General features: G+C 64.2%; 12 protein-coding genes. 4 read left to right on the top strand and 8 right to left on the bottom strand.

The annotated features are described in order from the left end of the window. Positions 1-24 precede the first annotated feature (24 nt). From ACFOOR_RS10220 to ACFOOR_RS10185, 8 genes are all read right to left on the bottom strand, one after another. On the bottom strand, positions 25-579 hold the full coding sequence (locus tag ACFOOR_RS10220; protein WP_343164271.1) for a DUF3035 domain-containing protein: 555 nt from the start codon (positions 577-579) through the stop codon (positions 25-27). Between the two features lie 72 nt (positions 580-651). Next, a complete protein-coding gene (gene lspA, locus ACFOOR_RS10215) occupies positions 652-1155 on the bottom strand; it encodes a signal peptidase II (protein ID WP_343164270.1) in 504 nt (167 codons plus the stop codon). A gap of 3 nt (positions 1156-1158) precedes the next feature. Continuing rightward, on the bottom strand, positions 1159-4119 hold the full coding sequence (gene ileS, locus ACFOOR_RS10210) for an isoleucine--tRNA ligase (RefSeq protein ID WP_343164269.1): 2961 nt from the start codon (positions 4117-4119) through the stop codon (positions 1159-1161). Positions 4120-4278: 159 nt separating this feature from the next. Continuing rightward, positions 4279-5229: a bifunctional riboflavin kinase/FAD synthetase gene (locus ACFOOR_RS10205; protein WP_343164268.1), complete on the bottom strand. Its 951-nt coding sequence runs from the start codon at positions 5227-5229 to the stop codon at positions 4279-4281. An 8-nt stretch (positions 5230-5237) separates the two neighbouring features. Continuing rightward, positions 5238-5681, bottom strand: coding sequence for a MaoC family dehydratase (locus ACFOOR_RS10200; RefSeq protein ID WP_343164267.1), 444 nt, complete (start codon positions 5679-5681; stop codon positions 5238-5240). 80 nt (positions 5682-5761) lie between these two features. After that, a complete protein-coding gene (locus ACFOOR_RS10195) occupies positions 5762-6616 on the bottom strand; it encodes a TIGR01459 family HAD-type hydrolase (RefSeq protein ID WP_343164266.1) in 855 nt (284 codons plus the stop codon). A 40-nt stretch (positions 6617-6656) separates the two neighbouring features. Further along, positions 6657-7868, bottom strand: coding sequence for an EAL domain-containing protein (locus tag ACFOOR_RS10190; protein WP_343164265.1), 1212 nt, complete (start codon positions 7866-7868; stop codon positions 6657-6659). Positions 7869-8033: 165 nt separating this feature from the next. Beyond that, positions 8034-8702, bottom strand: a complete 669-nt coding sequence (locus ACFOOR_RS10185; RefSeq protein ID WP_343164264.1) for an OmpA family protein — start codon at positions 8700-8702, stop codon at positions 8034-8036. Between the two features lie 221 nt (positions 8703-8923). On the opposite strand from ACFOOR_RS10185, the gene groES reads away from it, so the two are divergent. The 4 genes from groES to ACFOOR_RS10165 all read left to right on the top strand — a co-directional run bounded on the left by groES (position 8924) and on the right by ACFOOR_RS10165 (position 13783). Further along, the gene (groES, locus tag ACFOOR_RS10180) at positions 8924-9214 is read left to right on the top strand and encodes a co-chaperone GroES (protein WP_343164263.1); all 291 of its coding nucleotides are present in this window, start codon (positions 8924-8926) and stop codon (positions 9212-9214) included. 57 nt (positions 9215-9271) lie between these two features. Further along, positions 9272-10915: a chaperonin GroEL gene (gene groL / locus ACFOOR_RS10175; RefSeq protein WP_343164262.1), complete on the top strand. Its 1644-nt coding sequence runs from the start codon at positions 9272-9274 to the stop codon at positions 10913-10915. A 289-nt stretch (positions 10916-11204) separates the two neighbouring features. Beyond that, on the top strand, positions 11205-11789 hold the full coding sequence (locus ACFOOR_RS10170) for a hypothetical protein (RefSeq protein WP_343164261.1): 585 nt from the start codon (positions 11205-11207) through the stop codon (positions 11787-11789). Further along, a complete protein-coding gene (locus ACFOOR_RS10165; protein ID WP_343164260.1) occupies positions 11786-13783 on the top strand; it encodes a hypothetical protein in 1998 nt (665 codons plus the stop codon). Before ACFOOR_RS10170 ends, ACFOOR_RS10165 begins: the two co-directional genes overlap by 4 nt. Positions 13784-13814: the final 31 nt, after the last annotated feature.

The raw sequence follows: 13814 nt of genomic DNA, 5'->3' as shown, positions 1-13814 counted from the left end.
CCTTGATCGCGAACAGTCTGTGGATCAGAGACCCGGCAGCTTGCCGATCCGGCTGCGGTCGCGTTCGATCTCGACCGGCTGGCCACCCGTCACGGCTTCGATCCGGGCCTGTTCTTCGGCGAGGCGCGCGGCCTCTTCGTCGGCGTCGATCGGGGTTTCGGCATCGCGATAGGTCGTGCCCGGACCCTGCCAGAACAGGATCTGGTCGGTGAAGCTGCGCGTCTTGCGCACGAGACCGGCCGTCTCCCCGTCCACGATCTCGCGGATGAAGGGGTCGGCTTCGCTGGCACCGGCGCGGGCCACGAGAAGCGCTTCGCCGTCGCTTCCCGCGAAGTCGGCCTGCTGGCCGAACAGAGCGGCGCGCGCCGCCTGATCCGGATAGACGTCTTCAGGGCGGGGCTCGCCCGGCCGCGGCGGACGCAGATTGTATTCCGGCGGCACGGTCAGCGGCGCGATGGTCACGACCCGGAACTCGTCCGGTGTGACTTTTTCCGCACCGAGCGCCTGGCGCACATTGGAACAGCCGGTCACCGCCACGGCGGCGATGGCGAGGCTTATGAAGAGGGCGCGTTGACGCATGGTGTTACGCTCCGGTGTTGTCGTTCGGACAGGAGTTTTAACGAAGCCGGCCCGTCCTTGCCAGCCTCTGGCTCATTTCGATTTTTCGCTGTTCAGCACGAGGTCCAGCAGAAGCAGGCCGACACCGATATTGATCGCCATGTCGGCCACGTTGAAAACCCAGCTGAATCCGAGGTCGGAGAAGTCGAGAAAGTCCGCCACTGCTCCATAGATGGCCCGGTCGATCGCATTGCCGATCGCGCCGCCGATGATCGCGCCATAGGCAAACACCTGCAGCCGCCGCTCCGCGCGCATCATCCAGGCGCAAAGGAGCCCGGACACGGCGAGCGAGAAGGCGATGAGGATCAGGCTCTGCCAAAGCGCCTGGGCCTGGAACAGACCGAAGCTGATGCCGCGATTCCACACCATGGTCAGGTTGAAGAAGGGCAGCACCTCGATCGAACTGCCCGCCCCGCCCGCGTCGAGATCGAGGATGTAGAGGATCCAGTATTTCGACGCCTGATCGAGCGCGATGATCAGAAACGCGAAGGCAAAGCCGATGATGGCCAGCGTCGAGGATGAGCGGCGGCGAAACATGGATCAGACACGCTCCTTGCGGGAATCCCACCACGCCACGGCATCGGCGTCGCGCGGGCTCAATTCAGGATAGCGCGAATCGCGGCCCACGTCGGGAGAGATTTTCCACGAGCGTGCGCATTTCCGCCCTTCGGCCGGTTTCACCTCGACCGCAGCGTCGGTCACGTCCTCGAGACGCCAGGCCGAAACCGGGAGCGTGCCCTCGACCAGATGCGCCGAACTGGTGATCGCGATCTCCGCGAGGAAATCGTCGACCCCGCCCGGTGCTTCCGCTTCCAGCGCCGCCCGGTAGTCACCGGTCGAGACATGGATGACAGGAGCCGCCTCGAGCGACGAGCCGATGCGCTTTTCGCGGCGCTCGACCTCGAGCGCCCCCGTCACCACGCGGCGCAGACGGCGGATCGTCTGCCAGCGCGCGGCGCGATCGGCATCGAGCCAGCCGGCGGGCGTTGCGGGAAAGTCCTGCAGATGGACCGAGCTGTCCTTGCCCGGATGGCGGCTGACCCAGGCCTCTTCCATGGTGAAAGGCATGATCGGCGCGAGCCAGGTCACCAGCCGGTCGAACACCGCGTCCATCACCGTGCGGCAGGCGCGGCGGCGGTTCGAGTCCGGACGATCGCAGTAAAGACTGTCCTTGCGGATATCGAGATAGAAGGCCGACAGATCGACGATGCAGAAATTGAACAACGCCGCATAGACCCGCTTGAAGTCGTAGGTCTCGTAGCCCTGCCGCACCGTGCGGTCGAGCTCGGCCAGACGGTGCAGGATGAAGCGTTCCAGTGCCGGCATCTCGGCCTCCGGCAGACGCTCTTCCTCGCCGAACCCGTCGAGCGCACCGAGCAGGTAGCGGATCGTGTTGCGGATCTTCCGGTAGGCATCGACCGAGGTGTTGATGATCGCGTCGCTGATGCGCAGGTCGGCGGTGTATTCCTGGGACGAGGCCCACAGGCGCAGGATTTCCGCCCCGAACTTGTCGGCGACCTCGTTCGGCGCGACGACATTGCCCATCGACTTCGACATCTTGCGGCCTTCGCCGTCCATGACGAAGCCGTGCGTGACGACCGCATCATAGGGCGCGCGGCCGCGCGTGCCGCAGGATTCCAGCAGCGAGGACTGGAACCAGCCGCGGTGCTGGTCGGAGCCTTCGAAATAGACGCTGGCCGGCCATTTCTGGCTATCCGCGCCTTCCAGCGTGAAGACGTGCGTGCACCCGGAATCGAACCAGACATCGAGGATGTCGGTGACTTTTTCCCAATCGCCGGCATTATGTTCGGACCCGAGGAAATCCTCCGCCGGGCGGTCGAACCAGGCGTCCGCGCCGTCCGCCGCGATGGCGTCGATCACGCGGGCATGCACCGCCTCGTCGTCGAGGATCTCGCCCGTCGACTTGTTGACGAAGATGGTCAGCGGCACGCCCCAGGCGCGCTGGCGGGACACAAGCCAGTCAGGGCGCCCCTCGACCATCGACCGGATCCGGTTCTTCGCGGTCGACGGCGTCCATTCGGTATCGTCGATCGCCTGAAGCGCCAGGTCACGCAGCGTCTTGCCGTCAAGGAAGGGCGTGTCCATCGCCACGAACCATTGCGGCGTGTTGCGGAAGATGACCGGCGCCTTCGACCGCCAGGAGTGCGGATAGGAGTGCGCCAGACGTCCGCGCGCCAGCAGCAGGCCCGCCTCGACCAGCTTCTCGATCACCGCGCCATTGGCGGGGCCGTCCTCCCCGGTCTTCTTGCCGGAGGTGCGGATGATTTCGAGCCCCGCGAACATCGGGATGTGCGGCAGGAATTCGCCGCCCTCGCCCACCGTGTGCGGGATCGGTTCACCCTTGTCGTGCCACTCCTTCGCGCCCATCCAGGCGACATAGTCCTCCGCGCCGTGTCCCGGTGCGGTGTGGACAAAGCCGGTGCCGTCCTCGTCGGTGACGTGATCGCCGTCCAGCAGCGGCACCGGATAATCCCAGTACTTGTCCAGCCTGGCGAAGGGGTGCGAGCAGACGAAGCCTTCCGGGTTCACGTCGCTGACGCGTTCCCACTTGGTGATTGCGGCCTCGCCGGCGACCTTTTCCCACAGCGCATCGGCGCAGATCAGGAGGTCGCCCGGCCGCGCCCACGGCGTGAATTTCTCCGCGTCGGCGGCGATGACCTTGTACGCCCCATAGGCGACACGCGAGGAAAAGCAGATCGCCCTGTTGCCCGGGATCGTCCACGGCGTCGTCGTCCAGATCAGGACATGGGCATGGGCCAGTGCGTGCGGGATGCCCGACCCGTCCTTCTTCACACCGCGCAACGGAAAGCGGACCGTGATCGTGGACGACACCTTGTCCTGGTATTCGACCTCGGCTTCGGCCAGCGCGGTGCGCTCCACCGGCGACCACATCACCGGCGACGAGCCGCGATAGACAAGCCCGTTCCTGACGAATTTCAGGAATTCCGACGCGATCACGGCTTCCGAGCGATAGTCCATCGTCGTGTAAGGCTCGGCCCATTCGCCGATCCCGCCGAGGCGCTGGAATTCCTCGCGCTGCACGTCGAGCCATTTCTGGGCATAGGCCCGGCATTCGGCACGGAATTCGCTCAGCGGCACCTCGTCCTTCGACTTGCCCCTGGCCCGGTATTCCTTCTCCACCTGCCACTCGATCGGCAGGCCGTGGCAATCCCAGCCCGGACGGTAGGGCGAATCGTGGCCGAGCATCTGGCGCGAACGGACGATGAAGTCCTTGAGGATCTTGTTCATCCCCGTGCCGATATGGATGTGATTGTTCGCGTAGGGCGGGCCGTCATGCAGGTTGAAGCGCGGCCGGCCTTCGGACTTCGCGCGCAGGCGGCCATAGATGTCCATCTCCGCCCAGCGCTTCAGCCATTCGGGCTCGCGCTGCGGCAGGCCGGCGCGCATCGGGAAATCGGTTTGCGGCAGGAATAGCGTCTCGCGATAGTCGCGGCCGGTTCCGTTCGGGGAATCCGTCATCGCGTTCAGGTCCTTGTCTGTATCGTGGTCTGGAAAAACGGGTTGCGCATGTCTCCCGGCTCCCCGGCGCGATTCAGCGCGCGAGGACCGGGCCGGTAATTCGCCCGATGACCGGATGTATGAGAAGCGCGAGGACCATGCGTGAGGCTGTAACAGAGGCTATGCAGACGGTCCAGTGACGCTGGCGGCCAGGATGCCGCTTGCCGCCTCGGCATCCTTCGCGATCTGATCCTTCAGCGCGTCGAGGCCGTGGAATCTCTGTTCCGGCCGCAGGAAGGCATGGAAGGCGACTGCCGCCGGTTCGCCATAGATGTCGCGGGCGAAGTCGAACAGGTGAACCTCCAGCCGTTCTTCCTGGCCGGCGACCGTGGGACGAATGCCGACATTCGCGACGCCCTTCAGCCATTCGCCGGAACCACCCAGCTGCAGCGTGACGGCATAGACGCCGAATTTCGGGCGCTGGTAGCGCGCCAGCGGAATGTTCGCCGTCGGGAAACCGATCGTGCGTCCGCGCCGGTCGCCCTCCTCGATCACGCCGTCGATCACCCAAGGCCGCCCGAGAAGCGTTTCGGCCTCGTCCACCCGGCCGTCCGACAGGGCTTCGCGAATACGCGAGGACGAGATGATGTCGGAACCACCCGCCAGCAACTCGGCGGCATGCGCCGAAAACCCATAGCTTTCGCCCAGCTGTTTCAGCGTGGCCGTGTCGCCCGCCCGATTGGTGCCGAAGTGGAAATCCGCGCCGGTGAAGACCGCATCGGCCCTGAGCCCGTCATGCAATACCTCACGGGCGAAAGCGCCCGGGTCGCGGGCCTTCATCTCGTCATTGAAGGGCAGGACGTGCAGCCGGTCGATCCCGAGCGCGGCCAGCGTCTTCGCCCGGCGCGCCTGGCTCATCAGGTGGAAGGGCGGGCCGTCGGGCCGGAAAAAATCGCGCGGATGCGGTTCGAACACGATGACATTCGCGCTCATGCGGTGCTCGGCGGCGAACGCCTTCATCTGGGCAATCAGCGCCTGGTGTCCGCGATGGACGCCGTCGAAATTTCCGAGCGCGAACGCCCCGCCCTTCCGGGCGGCGTCGAGACCGGAAAAGCCGCGAACCAGATCCATACGACGCGCTACTCCGCCGACTTCTTGCGCCGCGTGCGCACCATCACGGTGGCTGTGGCGGTCATCGCGATCTCGCCTTCCACCGTGCACACGCAATCCATGGTCACCATGCGCGATTTCAGATCGACTTCGAGCACCGTCGCCTTTGCAGTGATCGTGTCGTCGATCCGCACCGGACGCTGGAAGCGGATGTCCATGCTGACGAAGATCGCTCCCGGTCCGGGCAATTCATTGCCCAGCACGCCAGAAATGTAGGAGGCGATCAGCGCACCATGCGCAATCCGGCCGCGAAACGGCGTGCGCCGGGCATATTCCTCGTCGAGATGAAGCGGGTTGAAGTCGCCCGACACCTCGGCAAAGGCCCTGACCGCCGCATCGTCGACAAGGCGGGTGACTTCGGCGGACCGGCCGATATGCAGGTCTTCCAGCGGGATGGGGTCTTTCACGCTCATGTCGGGGCGTCTCTCCAGAAATCTGGTGACGGTTTAAGCGGAGTTGCGGCGGGCTTGTCCAGCCCGATCGGCGCGCCGGACTACCATTTGAGTTGTGCGGCGGCCCAGCGGCAGGACGTGCCGTATTCCTCGATCGCCGGGCGAACCGCGTCGAGGTCGAACGTGTCAAGATCGATATCCCCGCCGAGAATGCCGCCCGCAACGAAGAAACCATCCAGTCCGTTGCGCTCCGCGCCGATCAGATCGGTCTCGGGTCCGTCGCCGATGGCAAGGACACGCGACCGGTCGAGATGATGGCCAGCCTCGGCGAGTGTCTCGAAGGCCAGTTCATAGATCGGCCGGTGCGGCTTGCCGGATATCACCGTGTCGCCGCCCATCTCCCGGTAGAGCCGCGCCAGCGCGCCAGCGCACCAGAGAAGGTCGTCGCCCCATTGCACCACGATGTCGGGGTTGGCGCAGACCATGGGCAGGCCGCGCGCCTTCATCGCCGCCAGCATCTCGCGGTAGTCGTCGGGGTGTTCGTCGCGGCGATCGAATTTCAGCCCCGTGCAGACCACATAGGCCGCGTCCTCGAGCGGCGCGAAGTCGAGTTCGGCATGTTCGAACAGCGCATCGTCATAGCCCGGCGGACCGATATGAAAGACCGGACCGGGTCCGAGCTCGCGGATCGCCGCGAGCGTCGTGTCACCGGAGGTCACGATATCGTCCCAGGCATCGTCCGGAGCGCCCATCGACCGGAGCTGCGCCGCCACCCGAGGCGCGGGCTGGGGCGAGTTCGAGATCAGCACGACCGGTCCGTGGTCCGCGCGATACCGCCGCAGCGCCTCGATGGCTTCGGGCAGCAAGGCCCGGCCGTCGCGGATCACGCCCCAGACATCGCAAAGGATGGCGTCATAGCGGTCGGCGATTTCGGACAGGTGCGGCGCATATTCCATGCCGCGCCTTGTGGCGGGTCGGACCGGGGCTGACAAGGTGTCAGCTGGCCATGCGCACCGGTTCGGACGCCGCGTCGAGCACATCCTCGCGGACCGGCCGCGGCTCCCCGAACAGATGGCCCTGCGCGTAGGCGATATCGATGTCGAGGATTTCCACGATCGTCGCCTCGTCCTCGACCTTTTCGGCGATCAGGTCGATGCCGTGCCGGGCGAACAGGCCGGCAATGTCGCGCGGCTCGATCGAGCCGGCCTCGATACCGCCGATCGCACCGCCATTGCGGATCGTGTCGATCAGGCGGGTGCCCTCGATCTTGGCGAAGCGGATGCCCGCGCGCTGCATTTCGGCGATATCGACATCGAGGTCGCGGATCTGGTCGATCGAGAAGCGGAAGCCGTAATCGGCGAGCCGCGCCATGTTGCGTGCGGCGGCGGTCGAACGCGACTCGAACACGCCCTGCGGAATCTCGAAGATCAGCGAGCCGCTGAGCTCGCTGTGCCGGCGCATGAAATCGAGGAAGGCGGGGAAGAAGTTCTCGTCCGCCAGCGAACGGAGCGAAAGATTGCAGAAGATGCCGATCCGCCGGTCCGACTTGGTCAGCCGCTTCACGATCTGAACGCAGCGGAACAGGAGGAGATTATCGACCTCGGCCACGATCCCTGCTTCTTCGGCAGCGTGGATGAAGCTGGCCGGGGCGATCACCTGGCCGGCCGCGTCGCGCAGGCGCGAATAGCTTTCGTAGAAATAGATCTTGCGCTGCGGCAGCGAGACGACCGGCTGCAGGTAAAGATCGATCCGGTTGTTGGCGAGCGCATCGCGCACGGTCTCGATATCGACGCTGGACTGGCGCGGCTGCGGCGCGGCATTGGCCGCCGGCGCGATGGTGCGTCCATTGCCCATACGCTTGACCAGGTCTTCCAGCATGCGCACTTCGCCGGTCAGCGTCGCTTCACGTTCGCTGGCTTCGGCGCGGATCGTCTCGGTGATCGTGTCGATGCGCGCATTGGCGGCCTCGACCTCTTCGAGCAGGGAGAGGTTCGACGCCTTGAGCTCGTGGATCTGGTCATCAAACGCCTTGCGCTCGATCGAACGCGCGGCGGCGGAGTGCGCCTGCCCGGCGATCAGGAAGACGAACGCCCCCATCAGCCAGGCGAAGCTGGTCGACATCAGGCCGAAACGCTCGAACGCCAGCGCCGCGACGATCGCGATCATCGCGTAGGTCAGGACGATGAGTATGTCCGTGGCCCGGATCAAGATGCCCCCCGGAGGCGTGGCTGACGAATCACCAAAGGTTAACCCGCCTGCCACTCTCCCCGCGGGGCGTTTTCAGATCGTTAACGAATTCACCGTGCCCTGGAAAAGGCAACGGGGCGCGCCAATGGGCACGCCCCGTCATTCGCATTCAGTCCGCCAGACGTCTTACGAGGTCGTGTGCGGACGGATGACGATTTCCACACGGCGGTTCTGCGCCCGGCCCTGCGGTGTCTCGTTCGACGCGATCGGCGAGGTTTCGCCAAGGCCGCCGACATAGAAGCGGTCGCGCATCACGCCCTGGGCGATCAGATAACCGGCCACCGACTGGGCCCGCTGCTCCGACAGGCGCTGATTGTAGCCCGCATCGCCGGTCGAATCGGCATGGCCGACCACATCGACATACGTCGCCGGATACTGCTGCAGCACGCCCGTCACGTCGTTCAGCACCGCGTAGAATTGCGGTTTGATCTCGGTCGAATTGGTATCGAAGGTGATGTCGCCTGGCATGATCAGGCGCAGGTCATTGCCTTCGCGGCGGACACCGACACCCGAATCGCGCAGCGCTTCGCGCATCTGGCGTTCCTGGCGGTCCATGTAATTGCCGACCGCGCCGCCGGCGAGCGCACCGACGCCCGCGCCGATCAGCGCGTTGGTACGGCCCTCTTCGGAATTGCTCGTATTGGTGAGATAGCCGAGCGCGGCGCCGGCGGCGGCACCGATCAGCACACCGCGGCCGGTGTAGTTCGGGCGCGTCTCGCCAGTATAGGGATCAGTTGTCGTGCAGGCTGCCAGCGTCAGTGCCGCGGCAATCACTGCGAAAATACGCATCTTCATCGGGAAATTTCTCCGTTCAGCCACCCTCGACCGCGCACAGCATAGCGCTGCGTGCGTCATCCGCTCAACGCCCATCTCCGTGAATTGTTCCTGACAGCGCGCCGCAGCCCCTTGACGCCCCTGCGGCACATGCCTATCTCCGCGCCGTTAGCAGCCGTGCCGGTCGAGTGCTAACGCGACCTCCGGCTGATGCGATCAACGAATTTACAGGGTGAACTCACATGAACTTTCGTCCGCTGCAGGACCGCGTGCTCGTGAAGCGCGTGGAAGAAGAAGCCAAGACCAAGGGCGGAATCATCATTCCGGACACCGCCAAGGAAAAGCCGCAGGAAGGCGAAGTCATCGCCGTCGGCAATGGCGCGATCAAGGAAGACGGCTCGGTCCGTCCGCTGGACGTGAAGGCCGGCGACCGCATCCTGTTCGGCAAGTGGTCGGGCACCGAAGTCCGAGTCGATGGCGAAGACCTCCTCATCATGAAGGAGTCGGACATTCTCGGAATCCTCGAGAAATAGTCCCTCAGCGCCTCCCGAACGATCTGAACACATAGCGAAAGAACGGAATCTACAGCCATGGCTGCGAAAGACGTGAAATTCTCCGCCGACGCCCGCGAGCGCATGCTGCGCGGCGTCGACATCCTCGCCAATGCCGTGAAGGTCACGCTCGGTCCCAAGGGCCGCAATGTCGTGATCGAAAAGTCCTTTGGCGCACCGCGCACCACCAAGGACGGCGTCTCGGTCGCCAAGGAAATCGAACTGACCGACCGGTTCGAGAACATGGGTGCCCAGCTGATCCGCGAAGTTGCTTCGCGCACCAATGACGAGGCCGGCGACGGCACCACCACCGCCACCGTCCTGGCTCAGGCCATCGTCCGCGAAGGCATGAAGTCCGTCGCGGCCGGCATGAACCCGATGGACCTGAAGCGCGGCATCGACAAGGCCGTCATCAAGGTTGTGGAATCGATCAAGGCCTCCTCGACCCCGATCAAGGGTTCGGGCGAGATTGCCCAGGTCGGCACCATTTCCGCCAACGGCGAGACCGCGATCGGCGACATGATCGCCAAGGCGATGGAAAAGGTCGGCAATGAAGGCGTGATCACGGTCGAGGAAGCCAAATCCCTCGAGACCGAGCTCGACGTCGTCGAAGGCATGCAGTTCGACCGCGGCTATCTCTCGCCCTACTTCGTGACCAACGCCGAAAAGATGCAGGCCGATCTCGAAGATCCCTACATCCTGCTGTTCGAGAAGAAGCTGTCCTCGCTGCAGGCGATGCTGCCGGTGCTCGAATCCGTGGTTCAGTCCTCGCGTCCGCTGCTCATCATCGCGGAAGACGTGGAAGGCGAAGCGCTCGCCACCCTCGTGGTCAACAAGCTGCGCGGCGGCCTGAAGGTTGCGGCGGTGAAGGCTCCGGGCTTCGGCGATCGCCGTAAGGCCATGCTGGAAGACATCGCCATCCTGACCGGCGGCCAGGTCATCTCCGAAGACCTCGGCATCAAGCTGGAAAACGTCACGCTGGACATGCTCGGCACCGCCAAGAAGGTCACGCTTACGAAGGACGACACCACGATCGTCGACGGTGCGGGCGAAAAGTCCGCCATCGAGGCGCGTGTCGGCCAGATCCGCAAGCAGATCGAGGACACCTCCTCGGACTATGACCGTGAGAAGCTGCAGGAGCGCCTGGCGAAGCTCGCCGGCGGTGTTGCGGTGATCAAGGTCGGCGGTGCCACCGAAACCGAAGTGAAGGAAAAGAAGGACCGCGTCGATGACGCGCTCAATGCCACCCGCGCCGCGGTTGAAGAAGGCATTGTCGCGGGCGGCGGTGTCGCGCTCCTGAAAGCCATCAAGGGTCTTGAAGGCCTGAAGGGCGACAACGAGGACCAGACCCAGGGCATCGGCATCATCATGCGCGCCCTGCAGGCTCCGATCCGCCAGATCGCCGAAAATGCCGGCGTGGAAGGCTCGATCGTGGTCGGCAAGGTGCTCGAGAACAAGAGCCCGACCTTCGGCTACAACGCCCAGACCGAAGAGTATGGCGACATGCTCGAGTTTGGCGTCATCGACCCGGCCAAGGTCGTCCGTCACGCGCTTCAGGATGCGGCGTCCATCGCCGGCCTGCTGATCACGACGGAAGCCGCGATCGCCGAGAAGCCTAAGAAGGACTCCGGCGGCGCGCCCGACATGGGCGGCATGGGCGGAATGGGCGGCATGGACTTCTAGTCGCTCGGCACCGCAAGGTGCCAAGCGTCCCGGACCTGATCCGGGACCCAAGCCTGATAAATGCGAAAGGGCGGCCTCCGGGCCGCCCTTTTTTGTCGCGGAGATTGTTCAGTCGGCATATTTTAGGCTCCGTTCTGACGGTTGATGGGAGACGCCCATGACAAGGGCAAGACGGCAGCAAACACCGCGACCGTTCCCGGTCTGGCTGACGGGCACACTGTTCACTGTGCCGATTGGCCTTTGGGCTTTCACCCTCGTCGGAACAGAGAGCTGGACAGGCCGGTTCATCGTGCTGGTGATCGGCGGGTTCGCAACGCTAGTCGCCGCCCTGCTGGCGCGAACGACAGTCGAAGGCATCTTGAAACGGCGAGGCTGGTCGAATGGCGCAGCCGTCACCAATCTGAGCCAGGCAATGCTCGCCGGTTTGCTTGCCGGCTGGTCGGCTTTTGTAGTTATCCCGGAAGGTGCAACAGCACGCGTTGAAAATGCACTTCGAAACCTCGCGCAAGGTCAGGAAGACATTCTTGCCCGCCTGCCACAGCTTCCCGAAACCGCACGGATCGTCGAACGAATCCCCGGCTATTGGGGCGAACCTGGGTGCAGGATTGTCTGGCGTTTCACGTTGCTGGAAAACACTTTGACGGCGGAAATCGTGGAAACGCTCCCCGGACTGCCGCCCTATCGCATGTTGGCCTCGGTAACGGCGGCGCAAGATCATCGGCTCGATGTTACGGGTGAAGAGCCCATCGAGGCGCGTGGCATGGCGGCAACTTTCACGCTCGATGAATCCGGCTCCATACCCCGCCTGAGCTGGATGGACCGGTCACGCGCAGCGCCTCTACTTCTGGAACCCTGTCAGGAACCCGCGCGATGAAAATCGCGCCTATCGTCAGTTTTGCACTCGCTCTTGTTCCCGCCGCCTGGATTGCCGCGGCGCCAGTCTTGGCGCAAGAAGCAGGCACGTTGCATCCGGCCTATGCCGGGCTGACCGCGTCCCAGGCATATGATCTTCGCCTCACGATCGAGCGGTTGACGCAGGAACGGGACGTCCGCGAAGCGACGCTGATGACCATCGCGGCGCGCCTGCGTGTATCGCTTGGCGAGACCTCCTTCGCGCAACTGATAGAACTGATCCAAATCCGCGCCGAAGAAGCCGCAGCTCTGCGCGCAGAATTGGCCGATCTGCGCACACGGTTCGAGGACATTGCCGCTCAGCCGGATCGAGATGCAGCCCAGGACGCGCTTGCCCGAGCGCAGCTCGCCTTTGACGGCGGTGACCTTGCGGCTGCCGATGCGCTGCTCGCCGAACTCGCCCCGCTTCGTGCCGACAGTCTGCGGATCGGTATCGACCAATGGCAGGAGGTCGTTGCAGCCCGCGCCCGGGTCATGGTTATCGACGGCCGCGTCGAAGAGTCTGTGCGCTTCCGGCGCGAGGCCAGCCGCGCCATCGCGGAACTGGCGCGGCGGTCGCAGTTCCAGTTGATGGCGCAGGCGGTGCTTGATGCGCTGACGGAAGGGGAACGACTTCCCGGTCTCGATCTATTCCAACTTGGCGTCGACACTCTTGAGGAAGACGTATTGCCGCTGGCGCCACGCGACGTTGCGCCAGCCGATTGGGCCTGGTCGCAGAACGCTCTCGGTAATGCGTTCCAGTCTCTCGGTACGCGAACAGGCGGAGAAGAGGGAGCACGTTTGCTCGCTCGCGCGGTCGGTGCTTATGTTCAAGCACTGTCGGTACAAACTCGCGTTGACACTCCGGTCGACTGGGCAATCACTCAAAACAATCTCGGCAATGCACTTTCATCCCAAGGCGAACGGGTCGGTGGGGCAGAGGGTGCAGCGCTGCTCGCGCGCGCCGTCGAAGCCTTCGAGGCTGCCCTGACCGTGTTCACACGCGAAACCATGCCGGTTGACTGGTCAATGACACAGAACAATCTCGGCGTGGCACTGCGGTCCCAGGGTGAATGGTCCGAGGGAGCTGAGGGCACAGTGTTGCTCGCACGTGCTGTTGAAGTCTTTGAGGCACTGCTTGGCGAATATACACGCGAAGGCCTGCCGACCGAATGGGCGAGGACGCAGAACAATCTTGGACTTGCGCTGCATACCCAGGGGGAGCGAACGAGCGGATCGACAGGCACTGCCTTACTTGCCCGCTCGGTCATGGCCTTTGAAAAAGCATTGGAAGTGCGAACGCGCGAGGCCATGCCGGTCGACTGGGCGAGAACCCAGAACAATCTGGGCATAGCCCTGCGTACGCACGGAGAGCGCGCCGGCGGGCGAGCAGGAACAGCGTTGCTCGAGCGAGCCGTTGATGCATTTGAGGCTGCACTGACGGTGCATACGCGCGAAACGATGCCCGCCGACTGGGCGGCTGGTCAGACCAATCTCGGTAATGCGCTCGTGGCACTGGGCAGACAGACCGGTGGAACTGCGGGGGTCGCGCTATTCGAGCGCGCAGTCGAAGCCCAGGAATCTGCGCTCACGGTGTTCACACGCGAGACCATGCCGGCCAATTGGGCAATGGCGCAGAACAATCTCGGTTTGGCACGTTCATCACTGGGCGAGCGAATCGGCGGCGCGGCTGGAGTGAGACTGCTGGAGCGTGCTGTCGAAGCCCACGAAGCAGCGTTGAGTATCTACACTCTGAACGACATGCCGGTCGATTGGGCAGGGACACAGGTCGATCTTGGTTTCGCACTTTTGCTGTTGCACGAGCAGAGAAGCGAGGCCGCTGATTCTCCGCTGCTTTCGCGCGCGCTTGGTGCCTATCGCACGGCGCGCTCGATTATTGCGGACGAAGATCCGCGAGCTGCTGCGCTGGACAATTTGATCACCAATCTCGAATCCTGGATCGAGCCGTCTGACTGACGCTCGGAGAACCTCACAGCAAGCTTTGTTG

It is taken from the genome of Hyphobacterium vulgare (assembly GCF_042643335.1).
GTDB lineage: Bacteria > Pseudomonadota > Alphaproteobacteria > Caulobacterales > Maricaulaceae > Hyphobacterium > Hyphobacterium vulgare.
This window is presented reverse-complemented; position numbering and strand designations above follow the sequence as displayed.